The sequence below is a fragment of the Klebsiella sp. 10 genome (assembly GCF_018223925.1).
Taxonomy (GTDB): Bacteria; Pseudomonadota; Gammaproteobacteria; order Enterobacterales; family Enterobacteriaceae; genus Klebsiella; species Klebsiella pneumoniae.
Window position 1 is genome coordinate 253,104 of the sequence record NZ_JAGRRB010000008.1, and the last position, 19,264, is coordinate 272,367.

At 56.5% G+C, this 19,264-nt stretch carries 13 protein-coding genes and 2 pseudogenes; 6 read left to right on the forward strand and 9 right to left on the reverse strand.

The genetic code is table 11. From position 1 onward, the window contains the following. Positions 1–9: 9 nt before the first annotated feature. The 3 genes from aceF (at position 10) to KHQ26_RS10055 (ending at position 3,987) form a co-directional block, all read left to right on the forward strand. Positions 10–1,908 carry a pyruvate dehydrogenase complex dihydrolipoyllysine-residue acetyltransferase gene (aceF, locus tag KHQ26_RS10045; RefSeq protein WP_004178598.1) on the forward strand — a complete coding sequence of 633 codons (1,899 nt, stop codon included), beginning with the start codon at positions 10–12 and terminating at the stop codon, positions 1,906–1,908. A gap of 206 nt (positions 1,909–2,114) precedes the next feature. Then, a complete protein-coding gene (lpdA, locus tag KHQ26_RS10050) occupies positions 2,115–3,539 on the forward strand; it encodes a dihydrolipoyl dehydrogenase (protein WP_002888731.1) in 1,425 nt (474 codons plus the stop codon). Between the two features lie 163 nt (positions 3,540–3,702). Continuing rightward, the gene (locus KHQ26_RS10055) at positions 3,703–3,987 is read left to right on the forward strand and encodes a hypothetical protein (protein ID WP_004177403.1); all 285 of its coding nucleotides are present in this window, start codon (positions 3,703–3,705) and stop codon (positions 3,985–3,987) included. 45 nt (positions 3,988–4,032) lie between these two features. Here KHQ26_RS10055 and KHQ26_RS10060 read toward each other — a convergent pair whose 3' ends face one another. Together KHQ26_RS10060 and KHQ26_RS10065 are read right to left on the reverse strand one after the other, a co-directional pair. After that, positions 4,033–4,839 (reverse strand): DUF2950 family protein, encoded by an 807-nt coding sequence (locus tag KHQ26_RS10060; RefSeq protein WP_002888733.1) that lies wholly within the window; start codon positions 4,837–4,839, stop codon positions 4,033–4,035. Between the two features lie 11 nt (positions 4,840–4,850). Next, on the reverse strand, positions 4,851–6,458 hold the full coding sequence (locus KHQ26_RS10065; RefSeq protein ID WP_020805132.1) for a DUF3300 domain-containing protein: 1,608 nt from the start codon (positions 6,456–6,458) through the stop codon (positions 4,851–4,853). Between the two features lie 431 nt (positions 6,459–6,889). Here KHQ26_RS10065 and acnB point away from each other — a divergent pair, with 431 nt between their 5' ends. Then, a complete protein-coding gene (gene acnB / locus KHQ26_RS10070) occupies positions 6,890–9,487 on the forward strand; it encodes a bifunctional aconitate hydratase 2/2-methylisocitrate dehydratase (RefSeq protein ID WP_002888735.1) in 2,598 nt (865 codons plus the stop codon). Positions 9,488–9,673: 186 nt separating this feature from the next. Next, positions 9,674–10,036, forward strand: a complete 363-nt coding sequence (gene yacL, locus KHQ26_RS10075; RefSeq protein ID WP_002888737.1) for a protein YacL — start codon at positions 9,674–9,676, stop codon at positions 10,034–10,036. A gap of 72 nt (positions 10,037–10,108) precedes the next feature. On the opposite strand, the gene speD is transcribed toward yacL, so the two are convergent. The 6 genes and pseudogenes from speD to KHQ26_RS10105 all read right to left on the reverse strand — a co-directional run bounded on the left by speD (position 10,109) and on the right by KHQ26_RS10105 (position 14,966). Continuing rightward, entirely contained in the window at positions 10,109–10,903 is a 795-nt protein-coding gene (speD, locus tag KHQ26_RS10080; RefSeq protein WP_002888739.1) for an adenosylmethionine decarboxylase, read from the reverse strand. 24 nt (positions 10,904–10,927) lie between these two features. Next, the gene (gene speE / locus KHQ26_RS10085; protein ID WP_002888741.1) at positions 10,928–11,788 is read right to left on the reverse strand and encodes a polyamine aminopropyltransferase; all 861 of its coding nucleotides are present in this window, start codon (positions 11,786–11,788) and stop codon (positions 10,928–10,930) included. 149 nt (positions 11,789–11,937) lie between these two features. Beyond that, positions 11,938–13,130: pseudogene (locus KHQ26_RS10090) on the reverse strand (FKBP-type peptidyl-prolyl cis-trans isomerase). A 9-nt stretch (positions 13,131–13,139) separates the two neighbouring features. Beyond that, a pseudogene (locus tag KHQ26_RS10095) lies at positions 13,140–13,379 on the reverse strand (peptidylprolyl isomerase); the annotation flags it as partial. Between the two features lie 581 nt (positions 13,380–13,960). Further along, complete coding sequence (locus KHQ26_RS10100) at positions 13,961–14,371, reverse strand: hypothetical protein (protein WP_004145917.1); 411 nt, start codon at positions 14,369–14,371, stop codon at positions 13,961–13,963. A gap of 247 nt (positions 14,372–14,618) precedes the next feature. Continuing rightward, positions 14,619–14,966, reverse strand: coding sequence for a YacC family pilotin-like protein (locus KHQ26_RS10105; protein ID WP_002888808.1), 348 nt, complete (start codon positions 14,964–14,966; stop codon positions 14,619–14,621). Positions 14,967–15,111: 145 nt separating this feature from the next. On the opposite strand from KHQ26_RS10105, the gene cueO reads away from it, so the two are divergent. Next, positions 15,112–16,710, forward strand: coding sequence for a multicopper oxidase CueO (cueO, locus tag KHQ26_RS10110; RefSeq protein WP_020804572.1), 1,599 nt, complete (start codon positions 15,112–15,114; stop codon positions 16,708–16,710). Positions 16,711–16,793: 83 nt separating this feature from the next. On the opposite strand, the gene KHQ26_RS10115 is transcribed toward cueO, so the two are convergent. After that, entirely contained in the window at positions 16,794–19,184 is a 2,391-nt protein-coding gene (locus KHQ26_RS10115) for a glucose/quinate/shikimate family membrane-bound PQQ-dependent dehydrogenase (protein ID WP_004177396.1), read from the reverse strand. Between the last annotated feature and the right edge of the window lie 80 nt (positions 19,185–19,264).

Consider the following 19,264-nt stretch of genomic DNA (forward strand, 5'->3'; position numbering starts at 1 on the left):
AAAAGAATAATGGCTATCGAAATCAAAGTACCGGACATCGGGGCTGATGAAGTTGAAATCACCGAGATCCTGGTCAAAGTTGGCGACAAAGTAGAAGCTGAACAGTCGCTGATCACCGTAGAAGGCGACAAAGCCTCTATGGAAGTCCCGTCTCCGCAGGCTGGCGTCGTGAAAGAGATTAAAGTCTCCGTCGGCGACAAAACCGAGACTGGCAAACTGATTATGATTTTCGATTCCGCCGAAGGTGCAGCCGCCGCTGCACCTGCGCAGGAAGAGAAGAAAGAAGCCGCTCCGGCCGCCGCTGCTCCAGCGGCTGCCGCGGCAGCGAAAGAAGTTCACGTCCCGGATATCGGCGGCGATGAAGTCGAAGTCACCGAGATCATGGTTAAAGTGGGCGACACCATCGCCGCTGAGCAATCCCTGATCACCGTAGAAGGTGATAAAGCCTCTATGGAAGTTCCGGCGCCGTTCGCCGGTACCGTCAAAGAGATCAAAATCAATACCGGCGATAAAGTTTCCACCGGCTCCCTGATTATGATCTTCGAAGTGGCGGGCGCTGCGCCTGCAGCCGCTCCGGCACAGGCTGCCGCGCCGGCTGCTGCGGCTCCGGCTGCCGCAGCAGGCGTGAAAGATGTTAACGTCCCGGACATCGGCGGCGACGAAGTTGAAGTCACCGAAGTGATGGTTAAAGTCGGCGATAAAGTCGCGGCGGAACAGTCCCTGATCACCGTAGAGGGCGACAAAGCCTCTATGGAAGTTCCGGCGCCGTTCGCGGGTACCGTTAAAGAGATCAAAATCAGCACCGGCGATAAAGTCAAAACCGGTTCCCTGATCATGGTCTTCGAAGTGGAAGGCGCTGCGCCTGCCGCCGCTCCGGCTCAGGCTGCTGCACCGGCACCAGCTGCTGCCCCGGCTCAGGCCGCTAAGCCTGCCGCTGCGCCGGCTGCGAAAGCAGAAGGTAAAAGCGAATTCGCTGAAAACGATGCCTACGTTCACGCGACCCCGCTGATTCGCCGCCTGGCGCGCGAGTTCGGTGTTAACCTGGCGAAAGTGAAAGGCACCGGCCGTAAAGGTCGTATCCTGCGCGAAGACGTTCAGGCTTACGTGAAAGAAGCGGTTAAACGCGCTGAATCCGCACCGGCTGCTGCCGCAGGCGGCGGTATCCCGGGCATGCTGCCGTGGCCGAAGGTTGACTTCAGCAAGTTTGGCGAAGTCGAAGAAGTGGAGCTGGGTCGTATCCAGAAAATCTCTGGCGCCAACCTGAGCCGTAACTGGGTGATGATTCCGCACGTTACCCACTTCGACAAAACCGATATCACCGATCTGGAAGCGTTCCGCAAGCAGCAGAATGCCGAAGCTGAGAAGCGTAAACTGGACGTGAAATTCACTCCAGTGGTCTTCATCATGAAAGCGGTTGCCGCTGCGCTTGAGCAGATGCCGCGCTTCAACAGCTCGCTCTCCGAAGATGGTCAGCGCCTGACGTTGAAGAAATACATCAACATCGGTGTGGCGGTGGATACCCCGAACGGTCTGGTGGTTCCGGTCTTCAAAGACGTGAACAAGAAGAGCATCACCGAGCTGTCTCGTGAACTGACCACCATCTCGAAGAAAGCGCGCGATGGCAAACTGACGGCTGGCGAAATGCAGGGCGGTTGCTTCACCATCTCCAGCATCGGCGGCCTGGGTACCACCCACTTCGCGCCGATTGTTAACGCGCCGGAAGTGGCCATCCTCGGCGTGTCTAAGTCCGCGATGGAGCCGGTATGGAATGGTAAAGAGTTTGTGCCGCGCCTGATGCTGCCGATCTCTCTGTCCTTCGACCACCGCGTCATCGACGGTGCTGATGGTGCCCGCTTCATTACCATCATTAACAACACCCTGAGCGACATTCGCCGCCTGGTGATGTAATCGAAAAAGCCGGCCTGACGGCCGGCTTTTTTCTGATAACCTCAGGCTGTTGGGGATTATCAGCAACAAAGGACAAAATCGTTTGCCGTTTGTTGTTTAAAAATTGTTAACAATTTTGTAAAATACACGCGGATAGAACGTCCCGGTGGACTTGGGCGTAAGAATAATAGCGTCAGACCCGCCGGATATAAATTACAGAGGTCATGATGAGTACTGAAATCAAAACTCAGGTCGTGGTACTTGGGGCAGGCCCCGCAGGTTACTCTGCAGCCTTCCGTTGCGCTGATTTAGGTCTGGAAACCGTCATCGTAGAACGTTACAGCACCCTCGGTGGTGTTTGTCTGAACGTGGGTTGTATCCCTTCTAAAGCGCTGCTGCACGTGGCAAAAGTTATCGAAGAAGCGAAAGCGCTGGCCGAACACGGCATCGTTTTCGGCGAACCGAAAACTGACATTGACAAGATCCGCACCTGGAAAGAAAAAGTCATCACTCAGCTGACCGGTGGTCTGGCTGGCATGGCCAAAGGTCGTAAAGTGAAGGTGGTTAACGGTCTGGGTAAATTTACCGGCGCTAACACCCTGGAAGTGGAAGGCGAAAACGGCAAAACCGTGATCAACTTCGACAACGCCATCATCGCGGCGGGTTCCCGTCCGATTCAGCTGCCGTTTATCCCGCATGAAGATCCGCGCGTATGGGACTCCACCGACGCGCTGGAACTGAAATCTGTACCGAAACGCATGCTGGTGATGGGCGGCGGTATCATCGGTCTGGAAATGGGTACCGTATACCATGCGCTGGGTTCAGAGATTGACGTGGTGGAAATGTTCGACCAGGTTATCCCGGCTGCCGACAAAGACGTGGTGAAAGTCTTCACCAAACGCATCAGCAAGAAATTTAACCTGATGCTGGAAACCAAAGTGACTGCCGTTGAAGCGAAAGAAGACGGTATTTACGTTTCCATGGAAGGTAAAAAAGCACCGGCGGAAGCGCAGCGTTACGACGCAGTGCTGGTCGCTATCGGCCGCGTACCGAACGGTAAAAACCTCGATGCAGGTAAAGCGGGCGTGGAAGTTGACGATCGCGGCTTCATCCGCGTTGACAAACAAATGCGCACCAACGTGCCGCACATCTTTGCTATCGGCGATATCGTCGGCCAGCCGATGCTGGCGCACAAAGGTGTCCATGAAGGCCACGTTGCCGCAGAAGTTATCTCCGGTCTGAAACACTACTTCGATCCGAAAGTGATCCCATCCATCGCCTACACTGAACCAGAAGTGGCATGGGTCGGTCTGACCGAGAAAGAAGCGAAAGAGAAAGGCATCAGCTACGAAACCGCCACCTTCCCGTGGGCTGCTTCCGGCCGTGCTATCGCTTCTGACTGCGCAGATGGTATGACCAAACTGATCTTCGACAAAGAGACCCACCGTGTTATCGGCGGCGCGATTGTCGGCACCAACGGCGGCGAGCTGCTGGGTGAGATCGGCCTGGCTATCGAGATGGGCTGTGACGCTGAAGACATCGCCCTGACCATCCACGCTCACCCGACTCTGCACGAGTCCGTTGGCCTGGCGGCGGAAGTGTTCGAAGGCAGCATCACCGACCTGCCAAACGCCAAAGCGAAGAAAAAGTAACTTTTTCTTTCAGGAAAAAAGCATAAGCGGCTCCGGGAGCCGCTTTTTTATGCCTGATGTTTAGAACTATGTCACTGTTCATAAACCGCTACACCTCATACATACTTTGAAAATAGTCACTCAGTAAACTTATAGGTAGTTAACGATATCGATGAGGTGTGAGATGAAACGCTTTTTAACCACAGCGCTGGTCGCTGCAACGTTTTTTACCGGTGTGGCTTACGCCGCTGACGCCAACATTCCCTGGGCGGACAACAGCGGCGGTACGGAAACGACCCACATTGCGGCGATGGGCCAGGATCTGAATGCCCAGCATCAGCAGGTGACGAAGACCAATGAAGGGGTATGGGCGGCGAATTCCGGTAGCATCAGCGCTGACGAAGCGGCATTATCCAGCACAAAACCAGCCTTTGCCGGCGATCCTTCTCTGATGCCTCACCAGGGCTAAGTGAATGAAAACGCCCGGTTGCGTGAGTGCAACCGGGCGTTTTTTTTAAGGTTCTGCCACCTGCCAGCCGGCGTCAGCGTCGGGGGTAAAGCGCGTTATCTCTTGTGCCTTTGCGGCGCTCTCTTCACCGAGATTGGCCTGATAGACCCTATCCTGCTGATCGATCATAAAGCTCATCACGCCGGTTTCACCCCAGGCTATCGGCCAGGCCAGCAAGGCGACGCTCTGGTCATCGCGACCGGCGATAATTCGAAAGCGATAGCCATGGTAGCCGCTACCGGGTACCGTCGGGCTAAAGGCCGGACCGAGCGGGCTTGGCGCTTCGCCCGGTGAAGTTGGCCAGTACAAGCCATCTTTTTTGCCTTCGCTACTGATGATTTTCTGCGCCCAGCGGTGGTTCAGATGATAATAATCCTGCTGGGCATCAACATAGGCATGCATGGCGGCGATCGCCGAAAGCTCATTGCGGCCGATGGCGCGGGTGAGGATCTCCTCTTCGCCAGCGGCCATATCAAAGCGCCATCCCTCAGACGCTTTTACGATAGGCACGGGCAGACGCCATGCCTCGCTACCGACATCGAGCCAGGCTTTGTCACCCTGCTGGATGATGACATGTTTCACCTGCCAGTCGCGTTGAAAGCGATCGACGGCGGCAGGGTCGATCCCGTCCGTGGGTAAAAACTGCTGCCAGTTATCGCCGAGTACTTCGCTCAGCGCGGCTTCATTAGGCTGGCTGATCGCTTCGGCCAGCGCAGTTGCGGCCTGTTCCGGCGTGGCAAACTGCTGTTGGGCGAAGGCGGCAAGCGGCGACAGCATTAACGTAAACAGGGCAACGGATAATGGGTTTCTCATTCTGCTCATCCTTAGCGGCGACGCAGTTCATGGTGTTCGGAAAGACGTTCTCTGGCGCCCTCGCGTAACTCGCGGTTTACGCCGGATAACTGGCGGCTCTGCAGTCCTCGTTCCTGCTGCGCTTGCCAGGAGGGGGCGCGGCTTTCGTTGCCGCTAAGGGCGTTGGCGCGCAGATGGCTGAGCGTCTGCTGACGCTGGGCTGGCGTGGCGGACTGGAACTGCTGGCGGCGCTGCTGCTGCTGAGGTGTGCGGTTCTGCTCGTGGCTCCTGGCGGCTTCTCGACGCTGCTGTTGCTGCGGCGTGGGGGTTTTCAGCTGCGTTTTTGCCGCCTCGCGACGCTGCTGTTGGGTCGGCGTGCTGTCGTAACCGCGGTAATTACTGCGTTGGGTGGCTTGCTTCAGCTGCGCCGAGGCCGCCTGACGCTGGGCGTCGCGTGAGGCGTTGTTTGCCGCCAGGTTGCCCGCTGTGGCCGTCGGTACGTTATGCTGCAGCTGGGTCATCGCTGCCTGGCGCTGCGCTTCGCGATCGACTGGCGCATGTTGGGTCGCGCTCAGTCCGCCGGAAACGTTGGTCTGATGGAAGCGCTGAGCTACCGTATTATCGGGATACGGTGTGTGTCCGCGATAGGCAGGATTGTGCTGCCAGTTAACGTGGTTTCCCGGCAGGTTTTCTCCTGTTATGTGATTGAAATTATTTACATTAATATTGATGTTATCGCCATTATGCGAGTAATCGCCGTGGTGGTAGTCGTCATCGTGATGGTGATGGTCATCATCATCCCAGTCGATACTGCTGAACAGCGCCCAGGTGGTGGCCACGCCGAGGCTGTACCCGAAGCCTTTGACGAAGCTATCGGTAAACTGCTCCCCGGGAGGGGGCGGCAGATAGACCGGCGGATAGGCGCTGTTCGGCCAGGTACCATAGACGGTGGAGGGGTTATAGCTGGGAACATAGACCACCTGTGGATTGGTCGGCTCTATTTTAATGACCTGCGTGGGCGCAGGCGCCGCTGTGTGGGCGGTTGCGGTTGCTGCCGTGCTGCTGCTGGCTGAAACCGGTGCGGCAGGGGTGACAATCACTTTCTGCTGCGGTGTGGATTTCAGCGTCCCGGTTTGTTGGGCAATGGCGCGCAGGCGCTGCACTGAATCCATCACATCATGCGGCTGGGCCAAAAACGCATTGCCAAGATTTTCCACCCAGGGCGGATTCTCGCCCATCATCGCCAGCAGGGCAGGGAAAGCGACAAGAGATTTGACGCTAGGGTCCCACGGCTGGCTGGCAACCGCCTGCACGGCCGCATCCCCTTTCATCGCGGGGTTATCCTGGGACCACTGGACCGCCTGCAGGACGTTGTCGGGATAAGTGGAGGCCATCAACACCTGCGACAGCAGACTGTCCGGGTAGAGCGCGATAGGGGCGACCCACTGATCAATTTGCGCCTGGGTGTAAGTGGCGGCCACCGGCTGTGTCGTCGACGCTGCGGGCGCTGGCGCTTGCTGCGCAGGCGGTTCAGCGATCGTCGCTGGGGTTCGGCTTTGCACATAGAGTGTTCCTGCCGCCGCGAGTAAGCCAGCGCTACAGAGCAGGGCGATAATATGGGGTTTGAACGGCAGTGACATGGAAACTCCTGACCCAAAAAGTAACCCATCTCGCTAAAGTATCTGCGAAAACGGCGCGTTTGCTGAGTATAAGTAAGCGGTATGGCTTTTTATTGATTATTGTTGGGATCGGCCCGTGGCGTTGTACGCGGAAAGGAATTTTTGTCGCGGGATTTGAACAGAAAGCCTGCAATATCCTGCCCTTAACGATTCAGCTAAATTTTAATGTTGCTTTTTTGTAAACAGATTAACACCTTTCAAAAATCCTGCTATGCTGCCGACGCGGTATCGGGCATTTACCCTACAAACTGCTGTCTCACAGGAGCGTGAAGAAAATCGCCCAGCCACTAAATCCTTCAAGATGCGTCACGCGGCAAGCTAAGCCAGGACAGAGGCAGATTGATTGAAGACGTGTAGGCCGCATTATGACAATGAGAGCGAGGAGAACCGTCGTGCTAGAAGAATACCGTAAGCACGTAGCTGAGCGTGCCGCCATGGGGATTGTTGCCAAACCCTTAGATGCAACCCAAATGGCCGCGCTGGTAGAACTGCTGAAAAACCCGCCTGCGGGCGAAGAAGAATTCCTGTTAGACCTGCTGATTAACCGTGTACCGCCGGGCGTCGATGAAGCCGCCTATGTTAAAGCTGGATTCCTTGCCGCGATCGCCAAAGGCGAAGCGACCTCCCCCCTGGTTACCCCTGAAAAAGCCGTTGAACTGCTGGGCACCATGCAGGGCGGTTACAATATCCATCCGCTGATCGATGCGCTGGACGACGCGAAACTGGCGCCGATTGCCGCGAAAGCGCTCTCCCACACCCTGCTGATGTTCGATAACTTCTACGACGTGGAAGAGAAAGCCAAAGCGGGTAACGAGCATGCTAAACAGGTTATGCAATCCTGGGCTGACGCCGAGTGGTTCCTGAACCGTCCGCAGCTGGCAGAGAAAATCACTGTTACCGTCTTCAAGGTCACCGGCGAAACGAACACCGATGATCTCTCTCCGGCGCCGGATGCGTGGTCGCGTCCGGATATCCCGCTGCATGCGCTGGCAATGCTCAAAAACCCCCGCGAAGGCATTGAGCCGGATCAGCCGGGCGTGGTTGGCCCAATCAAACAGATCGAAGCCCTGCAGCAGAAAGGCTACCCGCTGGCCTACGTCGGCGACGTGGTCGGGACCGGTTCTTCACGTAAATCCGCCACCAACTCGGTGCTGTGGTTTATGGGCGACGATATCCCGAACGTGCCGAACAAGCGCGGCGGCGGCCTGTGTCTGGGCGGTAAAATCGCGCCAATTTTCTTCAACACCATGGAAGATGCGGGCGCGCTGCCTATCGAAGTTGATGTGTCTAACCTGAACATGGGCGACGTAATCGACGTTTACCCGTTCAAAGGCGAAGTGCGTAACCACGAGACCAACGAACTGCTGGCCAGCTTCGAGCTGAAAACCGATGTGCTGATCGACGAAGTGCGCGCCGGCGGCCGTATTCCGCTGATCATCGGTCGCGGTCTGACCACCAAAGCGCGTGAAGCGCTGGGCCTGCCGCACAGCGATGTCTTCCGTCAGGCGAAAGACGTGGCGGAAAGCACCCGCGGCTTCTCGCTGGCGCAGAAAATGGTTGGCCGCGCCTGCGGCGTTGCCGGTATCCGTCCGGGCGCTTATTGCGAACCGAAAATGACCTCCGTCGGTTCTCAGGACACCACCGGTCCAATGACCCGTGATGAGCTGAAAGACCTGGCGTGCCTGGGCTTCTCTGCAGACCTGGTGATGCAGTCCTTCTGCCACACCGCGGCCTACCCGAAGCCGGTTGACGTTACCACGCACCACACTCTGCCGGACTTCATCATGAACCGCGGCGGTGTTTCTCTGCGTCCGGGCGATGGCGTGATTCACTCCTGGCTGAACCGCATGCTGCTGCCGGATACCGTGGGTACCGGCGGTGACTCCCACACCCGTTTCCCAATCGGCATCTCCTTCCCGGCAGGCTCTGGTCTGGTGGCCTTCGCCGCCGCGACCGGCGTGATGCCGCTGGATATGCCGGAATCGGTGCTGGTGCGTTTCAAAGGTAAAATGCAGCCGGGGATCACCCTGCGTGACCTGGTCCACGCCATCCCGCTGTACGCCATCAAGCAGGGCCTGCTGACCGTGGAGAAGAAAGGTAAGAAAAACATCTTCTCTGGTCGCATCCTCGAGATCGAAGGTCTGCCGGATCTGAAAGTCGAGCAGGCGTTCGAGTTGACCGATGCCTCGGCGGAGCGTTCTGCCGCCGGCTGCACCATCAAGCTGAATAAAGAGCCGATCGTTGAGTATCTGAACTCCAACATCGTTCTGCTGAAGTGGATGATCGCCGAAGGCTACGGCGACCGCCGTACCCTGGAGCGTCGTATCCAGGGCATGGAAAAATGGCTGGCGGATCCGCAGCTGCTGGAAGCCGATGCTGACGCGGAATACGCGGCAGTGATCGACATCGATCTGGCGGATATTAAAGAGCCGATTCTGTGCGCGCCGAACGATCCGGACGATGCCCGCCTGCTGTCTGATGTGCAGGGCGAGAAGATCGACGAAGTGTTCATCGGCTCCTGCATGACCAACATCGGCCACTTCCGTGCCGCCGGTAAGCTGCTGGACAGCCACAAAGGCCAACTGCCGACTCGCCTGTGGGTGGCGCCGCCAACCCGTATGGATGCCGCGCAGCTGACCGAAGAAGGCTACTATAGCGTGTTTGGTAAGAGCGGGGCGCGTATCGAAATCCCTGGCTGTTCCCTGTGTATGGGTAACCAGGCGCGCGTGGCCGACGGCGCGACGGTGGTTTCCACCTCTACCCGTAACTTCCCGAACCGTTTAGGTACCGGCGCTAACGTCTATCTGGCCTCTGCCGAACTGGCAGCGGTGGCTTCGCTGCTCGGCAAACTGCCGACGCCGGAAGAGTACCAGACCTTCGTGGCGCAGGTGGATAAGACGGCGGAAGATACCTACCGTTATCTGAACTTCAACCAGCTGGATCAGTACACTGAAAAAGCTGACGGCGTGATCTTCCAGACCGCGGTGTAAACCATTCGGTCAGCCCGGCTGACCGTTTGGCGATAAACTCTCCAATGCCCGGTGAACATTGCATCACCGGGCATTTTTATTTCCAAACCTCCCGCCCGCTACGCTTTTTTTCTTTCTGTCTGCTGCGATAATTACTGCATGGGTACAGTGCAGCGGTGACGCATTGCCCTTGCAGAGGAAAAGACTATGGATTACGAATTTCTGCGCGATATTACCGGAGTGGTAAAGGTGCGAATGTCGATGGATCACGAGGCGATCGGCCACTGGTTCAACGAGGAGGTGAAAGGCAATCTTGCTCTGCTGGACGAAGTGGAGCAGGCTGCGCGCACCGTGAAGGGCAGCGAGCGTTCCTGGCAGCGTGCCGGGCATGAATATACGCTGTGGCTGGATGGCGAAGAGGTGATGATCCGCGCCAATCAGCTGGAGTTTTCCGGCGACGAAATCGAGGAGGGGATGAGCTACTACGACGAAGAAAGTCTCTCTCTGTGCGGTGTTGAGGATTTCCTGCAGGTGGTCGCCGCCTATCGTGAGTTTATGCAGCAGCGTTAATGACGCCTTTTATGTCGGGCGGCGCAGAACTACAGGCCCGGCAAGCAAAAGCGCCGCCGGGCATTTCATAGATTACACGGCAGGAATATTGCGGCCGTAGTAAATCTCGCGCATCTCTTTCCATAGCAGGTCGGTAATGACCTTGCGCTCTTCGGCAGTCAACTCTTCCGGTCGGGTATGGAACATGTAGTGCTTAAGGTCGAACTCCTTGAGCAACATTTTGGTATGGAAGATATTTTCCTGATAAACGTTGACGTCGACCATGTCATACAACGACTTCATATCGTCGGACATAAAGTTCTGAATCGAATTGATTTCATGATCGATAAAATGCTTCATCCCATTGATATCGCGGGTAAAGCCGCGCACACGGTAGTCAATGGTCACAATGTCCGATTCCAGCTGGTGAATCAGATAGTTCAGCGCTTTAAGCGGGGAAATGACGCCGCACGTTGAAACTTCGATATCGGCGCGGAAGGTGCACAGGCCGCCCTCCGGATGGCTCTCCGGGTAGGTATGCACGCAGATATGGCTCTTATCGAGATGGGCGACCACGGTTTCCGGTAGCGGGCCAGGATGTTCGGTCTGGTCAATCAGCTTGGGATCGACAGGCTCTTCGCTGACCAGAATGGTCACGCTGGCGCCCTGGGGTTCATAATCCTGACGGGCGATATTCAGGATATTGGCACCAATAATAGAACAGGTTTCTGTCAGGATCTCCGTCAGGCGATTGGCATTATAGAGTTCGTCGATATAGGCGATGTAGCCGTCGCGCTCTTCTGCCGTTTTGGCGTAACAGATATCGTAGATACAAAAACTCAGGCTTTTGGTCAGGTTGTTAAAGCCGTGCAGCTTCAATTTTTTCAATTTAGTTCACCCCCTTATTTCGCGTCACGGTGCGGACAGAGCATCATGCAGATATTGTGGTAAGGCGAAGGCCGCCGTATGGATTGCCGGATTGTAGTAACGGCAGGTCAGGTTGGCTTTGTGAAAGCGCGCCTGAATGATTTCGCTGGAGAGATGGCGCAGCGCCTCATTGTCGCTCGCCCAGGCAAAGGTCATGATCCCGCCGTAATAGGTTGGAATTGCCGCCTGGTAGAAGCTGACGTCGCGAAAATAGTGGCTTAGCTTGCGATGGCTGCCTACCGCTTCATCCTGTTGCAGGAAGCAGACGCCATTCTGGGCAACAAAGATCCCACCCGGGTTCAGGCAGCGTTTGCAGCCTTCATAAAAAGCCGAGGTGAACAGGCTTTCTCCCGGGCCGATAGGGTCGGTACAGTCCGAAATGATCACGTCAAACGTTTGCGTCGTCTGATTAACAAAATTGACGCCATCATCAATCACCAGCGTAAAGCGCGGATCGTCATAGGCGCCGGCGTTATGGTTCGGCAGGTACTGGCGGCAGAATGAAACTACCCCGGCGTCGATTTCCACCATGGTGATGGTTTCGATGCTACGGTGACGAGAGACTTCGCGCAGCATCGCGCCATCGCCGCCGCCAATGATTAACACATGCTTCGCGTTGCCGTGAGCCAGCAGCGGCACATGGGTCATCATTTCGTGATAGATGAACTCGTCGCGTTCGGTGGTTTGTACGACGCCATCCAGCGCCATCACCCGGCCAAAAGCGCGGTTATCAAAGATGATCAGATCCTGATGATCGGTTTTTTCGTGGTACAGCACGTTATCAACGCTAAAATACTGACCAAAATGGTCATGCAGCGTTTCATGCCACAGTGGATTATCGGCCACGATAAGGCTCCTCCTTCGTTAACATCTGTTACACCCGTAAAACGAGTGCAACATCATAGACAACTATAGATGAGGATGCACGGCGGTTATTGCAGCAATGAGGCAGGAATAACAGCCACCGCCCCGGAAGGGCGGTGGAGAGGATGAGGCTATTTTGCCGGCTCGGGTTGGCTATCTACTATCCGCACGGAATAAACCATGGTGGCGCCTGGCGGGATTTTTGGCGGTAATCCTTTACTGCCATAGGCCTTTTCAGGCGGGACGACGAGCGTCACAGAGCCGTGGTTCTGTAGACGCTTCAGCGGTTCGCGAAACACCGGGGGATAGGCATCCAGCTTTTGCGTAAGCGCCTGATCTTTCGCTTCCATATCGTTGATCACCGTCCCGTCCGTCAGCATCTCTTTGATCACCACGGTAACCAGGTCATTACCGCTTATTTTTCCTTTACCCGGGTAATCGACGCGGCTGTAGACGCCCTCTTTAAAAACCACATCTTTTTTGCGCGCAAACGCCTGCTGATATTTCTTGCCGGCACTGATGTTTTTCTGCTCTATTTTATTCAGGTTCTGAAAAACCTGCTGCGACACATCAAACAGCGCCTTGTTACGTTCCTGCTCTCCGAGACGAAGCTGGCCGCGAAAGGCATCTTCGATGCCCTGCAACACCAGGCCTGCGTCGACGGTAACTCCCTGAGTGCGACGGGTGGTAAGGACGTTGAGCGCCTCGCTTCCCATCGAGGCGCCGATCGCATAAGCCTGCTGTTCTCCCGATGCGCTGAGTTTGGCAGCGGCGCTCTCGCCGCTGCGCGTTTTGGACTGTACAGAAAGCTGCGTTCTCAGCAGTTCGATTTCATCTTCTTTCATCCGTAGCTGGGCGTTGTCTTTATCCGCCTGCAGGCGATAGGCTGCCACTATGGCCGCCATCTCTGGTGGCTCATTTTTTGGCGCAGCGGCGTCGTTAGCGGGGCCATGCGGCGCTTTATCCGCGGCGGCCAGCCGGGTGGACAGTGATTGTTTATCGGCGTTAAGGGCTTTGACCTGATCGAGGGCAGCCTGCTGCGTCTTTTCCGCAGCGGCGAGGCGAATAGTCAGCGACTGCTTATCGGCGTTAAGGGCCTTAACCTGCTCGAGGACGGCCTGTTTCTCTTTTTCCGCGGCGGCCAGCCGGGTCGCCAGCGGCTGTTTGTCAGCTTAAGCGCTTTAGCCTGGTCAAGAGCGGCCTGCTGCGCCTTCTCCGCAGCGGCGAGGCGAATAGTCAGCGACTGCTTATCGGCGTTAAGGGCCTTAACCTGCTCGAGGACGGCCTGTTTCTCTTTTTCCGCGGCGGCCAGCCGGGTCGTCAGCGGCTGTTTGTCAGCGTTAAGCGCTTTAGCCTGGTCAAGAGCGGCCTGCTGCGCCTTCTCCGCAGCGGCGAGGCGAATAGTCAGCGACTGTTTATCGGCGTTAAGGGCCTTAACCTGCTCGAGGACGGCCTGTTTCTCTTTTTCCGCGGCGGCCAGCCGGGTCGTCAGCGGCTGTTTGTCAGCGTTAAGCGCTTTGACCTGCTCAAGAGCGGCCTGTTTCTCTTTTTCCGCAGCGGCCAGTTGGGTCATTAGCGCGTGTTTATCTTTATTAAGCGTGGTAAAGCTGGCGCTGAGGCGTTTATTTTCAGCTTCGGCTTGCTGAATCTGTGTCGTTAATTGCTGGATCTGCTGACGCGCCGCGGCCTGGCTTTGCTGTAGATTATTATTCTGCACAACGCCTGCTTTTTTTATTAATGCCTCTTTTTCTGCAGTAGCGGCGCTTAAGGCGACCTGTAATTCATTAATTCTCTTATTCAACGCCGCTTGCTCATTCGCTCCGGCAGTATCCGTTTGCGGCGTAGCGGCAAGCTGTTTTTTTAATTGCTGTATAAGCTTATCTTTTTGTGCAATCGCCGCCTGCTGGCTGGTGATTCTTTTTTGTAATTGTGAGGTGCTGGTACCGGTTTTTTTATTATCTGCGCTCTGGCGGCTTTCTTGTGTTTGTTTTGCGCTTGCGGCATCGTTTTTTTCTTGCGCCTGAGATTGCTGGGTTTGCTGTTGGGCGTAATCAAGAAAGGCCGGCGCGGCGCCGGCGGTGAAGGGGGTTGAAAGCGCCAGCGCAGCGACGAGCATCAGCAGGGGCGCGTTGAGGGTCAGCGTGGCGGCTCTGTTCATGGCTGTTTGCTTTCACCACGCTGTACCAGGCTATCGATTAGCGTTTTCTGGATATCGGCGCACAGTTTGATGGATTTAAACTGATACATGGAGTCAATGCCAAGCCGGGTAGGATCCGCCACTTTCTCGCGCACGCTATTGTATTGTGACGCCGCGCGCACTAAAGCGTTAAAGTCATTACTGAGTTTAGTGGCTTGCTGTGGGTTAACCTCTTTTAGCGAATCCAACGCCTGGCGACAGGATTCAATGCGCGCTTGTTCGCTGGCCGCCCGCTCCTGCTCTGCCTGCTGCTGTGACGTCAGCGGCGTGGCGATCGGTTTAACCGGCTGGCGGGAAGAGGTATTGCTACAGCCGGCTACTAACAGCGCGGCGAGTGGGATAACACGAAGAGTCAGCGAGATATTCACAATTTCAGTCCATGAAGTAGGTATATTTTTACCGGATTCTAGAAGGGTGCTTTTTATTTTGCAATATATGAATAATGATATTTTATTAGTTTTTTAGTCATTCTTCATTATTATGGGTTTACTTTATTTGGCAAATTGATAGGTTCGCAATTAAATAAGATTTGTTTATATACAATAATAAATATAAATATTTAAAGGGGGAAATTGAAATGCTAAAGGCGCGGAGCGTTGCCGCCCGCGCAGGGAATTATTTAACGTAAGCCAGCAGGCTGAGCGAATCGCGGGCCAGCGCTTTACATTTTTTCGCCGTCGGAATGTTAATGCCGCTAAGATCGCGATAGCTGTCTTCGCCTAGCGCTTTCATGTTGTAGCTGTCATAGTTGCTCAGGTCCCACTGGTTCTGTTGGGCAAAGAACACCAGCGCGCGACGGATCTGCGTGTTGGGCAGGTTCTGGTAGCCACAGTCGTTTTTCAGAAACACAAAAACCGCGGTTAAATCAGCCATATCTTCCGCTTCGGATTCGCTGAGCGCGTAGCTGTTGGCGGAGAGAGCAAGCAGGCTGCCGAGTACCATTGTTCTGAAAAGCGTCTTCATTTTTTCTACCATTAGATCACCGACGCTTCAAATTAGCATACTTCGTTACACAGCGCCGATCTTTATTCTTACTCTTCTGCTTGACCTTCCCGTTACGGTAGGGTTTAAGCTCAAATATTCGCCCGCAGAATAAAAGGATGTGAATATGCAACGTCGAGACTTCCTCAAACTGACCGCCGCGGTCGGCATGGCCAGCGCATTGCCGTTATGGAGCCGGGCGGTCTTTGCCGCCAGTCGCCCGGCTCTGCCGATACCGTCGCTGTTAGCCGCCGATGCGCGCAACCGCATCGCGCTCAGGATCCAGGCGGGCAAAACGCGGTTTGGCGCCCTGAATGCCACTACCTGGGGCTACAACGGGTCGCTGCTGGGCCCTGCGCTGCAGTTGACGCAGGGGAAGACCGTCACGGTGGATATTACTAACCAGCTGGCGGAAGAGACCACGCTGCACTGGCATGGTCTGGAGGTACCGGGCGAGGTCGACGGGGGGCCACAGGGGGTTATCGCGCCGGGCGCCACCCGCACGGTAAGCTTCACGCCAACGCAGCGGGCGGCGACCTGCTGGTTTCATCCGCATCAGCATGGGAGCACCGGCCGGCAGGTGGCGATGGGGCTGGCCGGCCTGGTGCTGATCGAGGATGAAGAGAGCGGGCGCCTGCTGCTGCCTAAGCAGTGGGGAATCGATGATGTGCCGGTGATCGTCCAGGATAAGAAGTTCACCGCCGCCGGCGAGATCGACTATCAGCTGGATGTGATGAGCGCCGCCGTCGGCTGGTTTGGCGATACGCTACTGACCAATGGGGCCCTCTATCCCGAACATGCCGCGCCGCGCGGCTGGCTGCGCCTGCGCTTGCTGAACGGCTGTAATGCCCGTTCCCTCAATTTTGCCACCAGCGATAAGCGCCCGCTGTACGTAGTGGCCAGCGATGGCGGTCTGTTGGCCGAGCCGGTCAAGGTCGATGAATTGCCGGTCTTGATGGGGGAACGCTTTGAGGTGCTGGTGGACACCAGCGACGGTAAACCTTTCGATCTGGTGACTCTGCCGGTGAGCCAGATGGGCATGGCGATTGCGCCTTTTGATAAACCACAGCCGGTACTGCGCGTCCAGCCGCTGGTCATTCCCGCCTCCGGCAAGCTGCTGGATACTCTGGCCGCTCTCCCGGCGTTACCGTCCCTGACGGGGCTGACGCAGCGTCAGCTCCAGCTGTCGATGGATCCGATGCTCGACCGGATGGGCATGCAGGCGCTGATGGAGAAGTATGGCGACCAGGCGATGGCCGGAATGGATCACGGCAGGATGGGGCATGGCGACATGAGCGACATGGGGAATATGCATCACGGCGACATGAGCATGAACCACGGATCCGGCATGGAGCATGGCATGTCGTCAGGCAAGGGCTTTGATTTCCATAACGCCAACCGCATCAACGGCAAAGCCTTCGACATGAATGAGCCGATGTTTGCCGCCGCCAGAGGCCAGTATGAGCGCTGGGTGATTTCTGGTAAGGGCGACATGATGTTGCATCCGTTCCATATCCACGGCACCCAGTTCCGTATCCTCAGCGAAAACGGCAAGCCGCCAGCGGCGCATCGTCGCGGCTGGAAAGACACCGTTCGTGTGGAAGGGGACGTGAGTGAAGTATTAGTGAAGTTTGATCATCCGGCGCCGAAGGAGTTTGCCTATATGGCCCACTGCCACCTGCTGGAACATGAAGACACCGGGATGATGTTGGGGTTCACGGTTTAAGTCTCTGCGACCTGCTGCCATCCCCTACGGGAAGAAGGACGGAACACCAAAAAAAACGGCAACTTTCGTTGCCGTTTTGCGTTTTATTTGGCGTCATCCGGGAGCGCATAGGCGACAATATAATCGCCCATTTTGGTACCGAACGAGCCGTGACCGCCGGCAGAGATGACAACATACTGTTTGCCATTCACTTCGTAGGTCATCGGAGTCGCCTGACCGCCGGCTGGCAGACGGGCTTCCCACAGCTTCTCGCCGTTGCTCATATTGTACGCGCGCAGGTAGTTATCTGCAGTCGCGCCGATGAACAGGACGTTACCGGCCGTGGAAATCGGACCGCCCAGCATCGGCATCCCCATGGTAAACGGCAGTTTAACCGGCATCGGGAACGGCAGGCTGTCCTGCGGAGTACCGATACGTTTTTTCCATACCACTTCGTTGGTTTTCAGATCCAGGGCGGAGATATACCCCCAGGCCGGCTGTTTGCACGGCAGGCCGAACGGCGACAGGAACGGGTTCAGCGTTACGCCGTACGGGACGCCGTACTGCGGCTGCACGCCGGACTCGGTACCAGAGCCTTTCGCATCTTTCGGCGGCTCCATCGGATTGCCTGGCCCGCGCGGGATCAGTTTTGAGACGAAAGGCAGCGCCATCGGGTTGGCGATAGCCACCTGACGGTTCGGATCGACGGAGATACCGCCCCATTCAAACATCCCCAGGTTACCCGGGAACACCAGCGTGCCCTGCTCAGACGGCGGGGTGAAGATACCTTCATAGCGCAGCTGGTGGAAGATCACGCGGCACACCAACTGGTCGAACATAGTGGCGCCCCACATGTCCGCGCCGGTCAGATCTTTCTTCGGACGGAAGCTCAGATCGGAGAAGGGCTGGGTTTTGGTAACGTAATCACCTTTGGCAGCGCCCTGCGGAACCGGTTTTTCAGGCGCCGGGACCACCAGCTCGCCGTTACGACGATCCAGCACGAAGATGTTGCCGGTTTTCGCCGGGGCATAGATGACCGGTACGGTTTTGCCGTTGACCTCAATATCAGCCAGCGTCGGCTGGGAAGGCATGTCCATATCCCACAGATCGTGATGGACGGTCTGATAGCTCCAGGCCAGCTTACCAGTGGTGGCGTTCAGTGCCACAATCGAGCTGGCATAACGCTCTTGCTCCGGCGTACGGTTGCCGCCCCAGATGTCCGGAGTGGTCACGCCCATCGGCAGATAGACCAGATCCAGCTTAGCGTCGTAGGCGGCAGGCGCCCATGAGTTCGGCGAGTTGAGCGTGAAGTGATGTTCATCGCTCGGGATGGCGTTCGGATCTTTCGCACCAGGATCGAAGGCCCACAGCAGTTTACCGGTATTCACATCAAAGCCGCGGATCACGCCTGACGGCTCGCGGGTAGAGAAGTTATCGGTGACCGCGCCGGCAATCACGATGGTTTTATCGGTGATGATCGGCGGTGAAGTGGGTTCATACATGCCCGGCGTGGTGACCGGCATGTTGGTCTGCAGATTGAGAATACCTTTATTAGCAAAGGTTTCGCACAGCTTACCGTTGTCGGCGTTTACCGCGAACAGGCGACCATCGTTCACCGGCAGGATAATGCGGCGCGGACAGTCGGCGACGACGTCGGCAGGGGCGTTATCCGCTTTCGCTTCGTGATAAGAAACACCGCGGCAGGTGACGTGCTGGAACGACGGATCGGCGTTCAGCTGCGGGTCAAAATGCCACTTCTCTTTACCGGTGGCGGCGTCCAGCGCAAACAGGCGCTGGTGAGCGGTACACAGGAAGAGCGTATCGCCGACTTTAATCGGCGTCACTTCGTTAGTGATTTCACCCGGATCGTTCGGCTGTTTCAGGTCGCCGGTGCGGAACACCCAGGCTTCCTTCAGGTTCTTCACGTTATCGGCGTTAATCTGCTTCAGCGGGGAGAAGCGCTGGCCTTCCTGGTTACGGCCATAGGCCGGCCAGTCGCCGTCGGCGACGGTGGAAATCGGTGCGGCCGGCGTAACGTCGGCGCTCAGGGTGCCGTTGACTTCCTGCGGGTCGTTAAAACCAGCCCAGGTCAGCATGCCGCCGCTGATCAGCAGGGCGACGACCAGCGCGCCAACGGCGCCAGCGGAAGGCACCGGCAGACGACGCCAGACAAAGGGCAGGATCAGCCAGATGCCAAAGAAGACGAGGATATCGCTACGCGGCGTCAACGCCCAGAAGTCGAAACCAACCTCCCAGACGCCCCAGATCATGGTCGCCAGCAGCAGCGCGGCGTACAGCCACAGCGCAGCGCGCTTGCCGCGGAACAGCATTACGGTCACGCCCAGCATCACCAGCCCGGCGATAGGGTAGTACCAGGAGCCGCCAAGCACGACCAGCCATGCCCCGCCGATTAATAGATAGAGGCCGCAGAACGCTGCAAATAGCGCAGTCAGCGTCACCAGGAGCCTTGATTGTTGAGACTTTGTTTCAGCCATAAAAAGTTACTCATGTGTTTGTTAAATTTTTTAACTGCAATTAATTATAGGATTTAACAAGTGTGATCGGAATCACAAAT

Bases quoted from the DNA above. Each gene is read 5' to 3' on its own strand.
- KHQ26_RS10115 (WP_004177396.1), bottom strand. From the start codon at position 19,184: ATGGCTGAAACAAAGTCTCAACAATCAAGGCTCCTGGTGACGCTGACT.
- KHQ26_RS10060 (WP_002888733.1), bottom strand. From the start codon at position 4,839: ATGAGAAACCCATTATCCGTTGCCCTGTTTACGTTAATGCTGTCGCCG.
- lpdA (WP_002888731.1), top strand. From the start codon at position 2,115: ATGAGTACTGAAATCAAAACTCAGGTCGTGGTACTTGGGGCAGGCCCC.
- KHQ26_RS10055 (WP_004177403.1), top strand. From the start codon at position 3,703: ATGAAACGCTTTTTAACCACAGCGCTGGTCGCTGCAACGTTTTTTACC.
- cueO (WP_020804572.1), top strand. From the start codon at position 15,112: ATGCAACGTCGAGACTTCCTCAAACTGACCGCCGCGGTCGGCATGGCC.
- yacL (WP_002888737.1), top strand. From the start codon at position 9,674: ATGGATTACGAATTTCTGCGCGATATTACCGGAGTGGTAAAGGTGCGA.
- KHQ26_RS10105 (WP_002888808.1), bottom strand. From the start codon at position 14,966: ATGAAGACGCTTTTCAGAACAATGGTACTCGGCAGCCTGCTTGCTCTC.
- KHQ26_RS10065 (WP_020805132.1), bottom strand. From the start codon at position 6,458: ATGTCACTGCCGTTCAAACCCCATATTATCGCCCTGCTCTGTAGCGCT.
- aceF (WP_004178598.1), top strand. From the start codon at position 10: ATGGCTATCGAAATCAAAGTACCGGACATCGGGGCTGATGAAGTTGAA.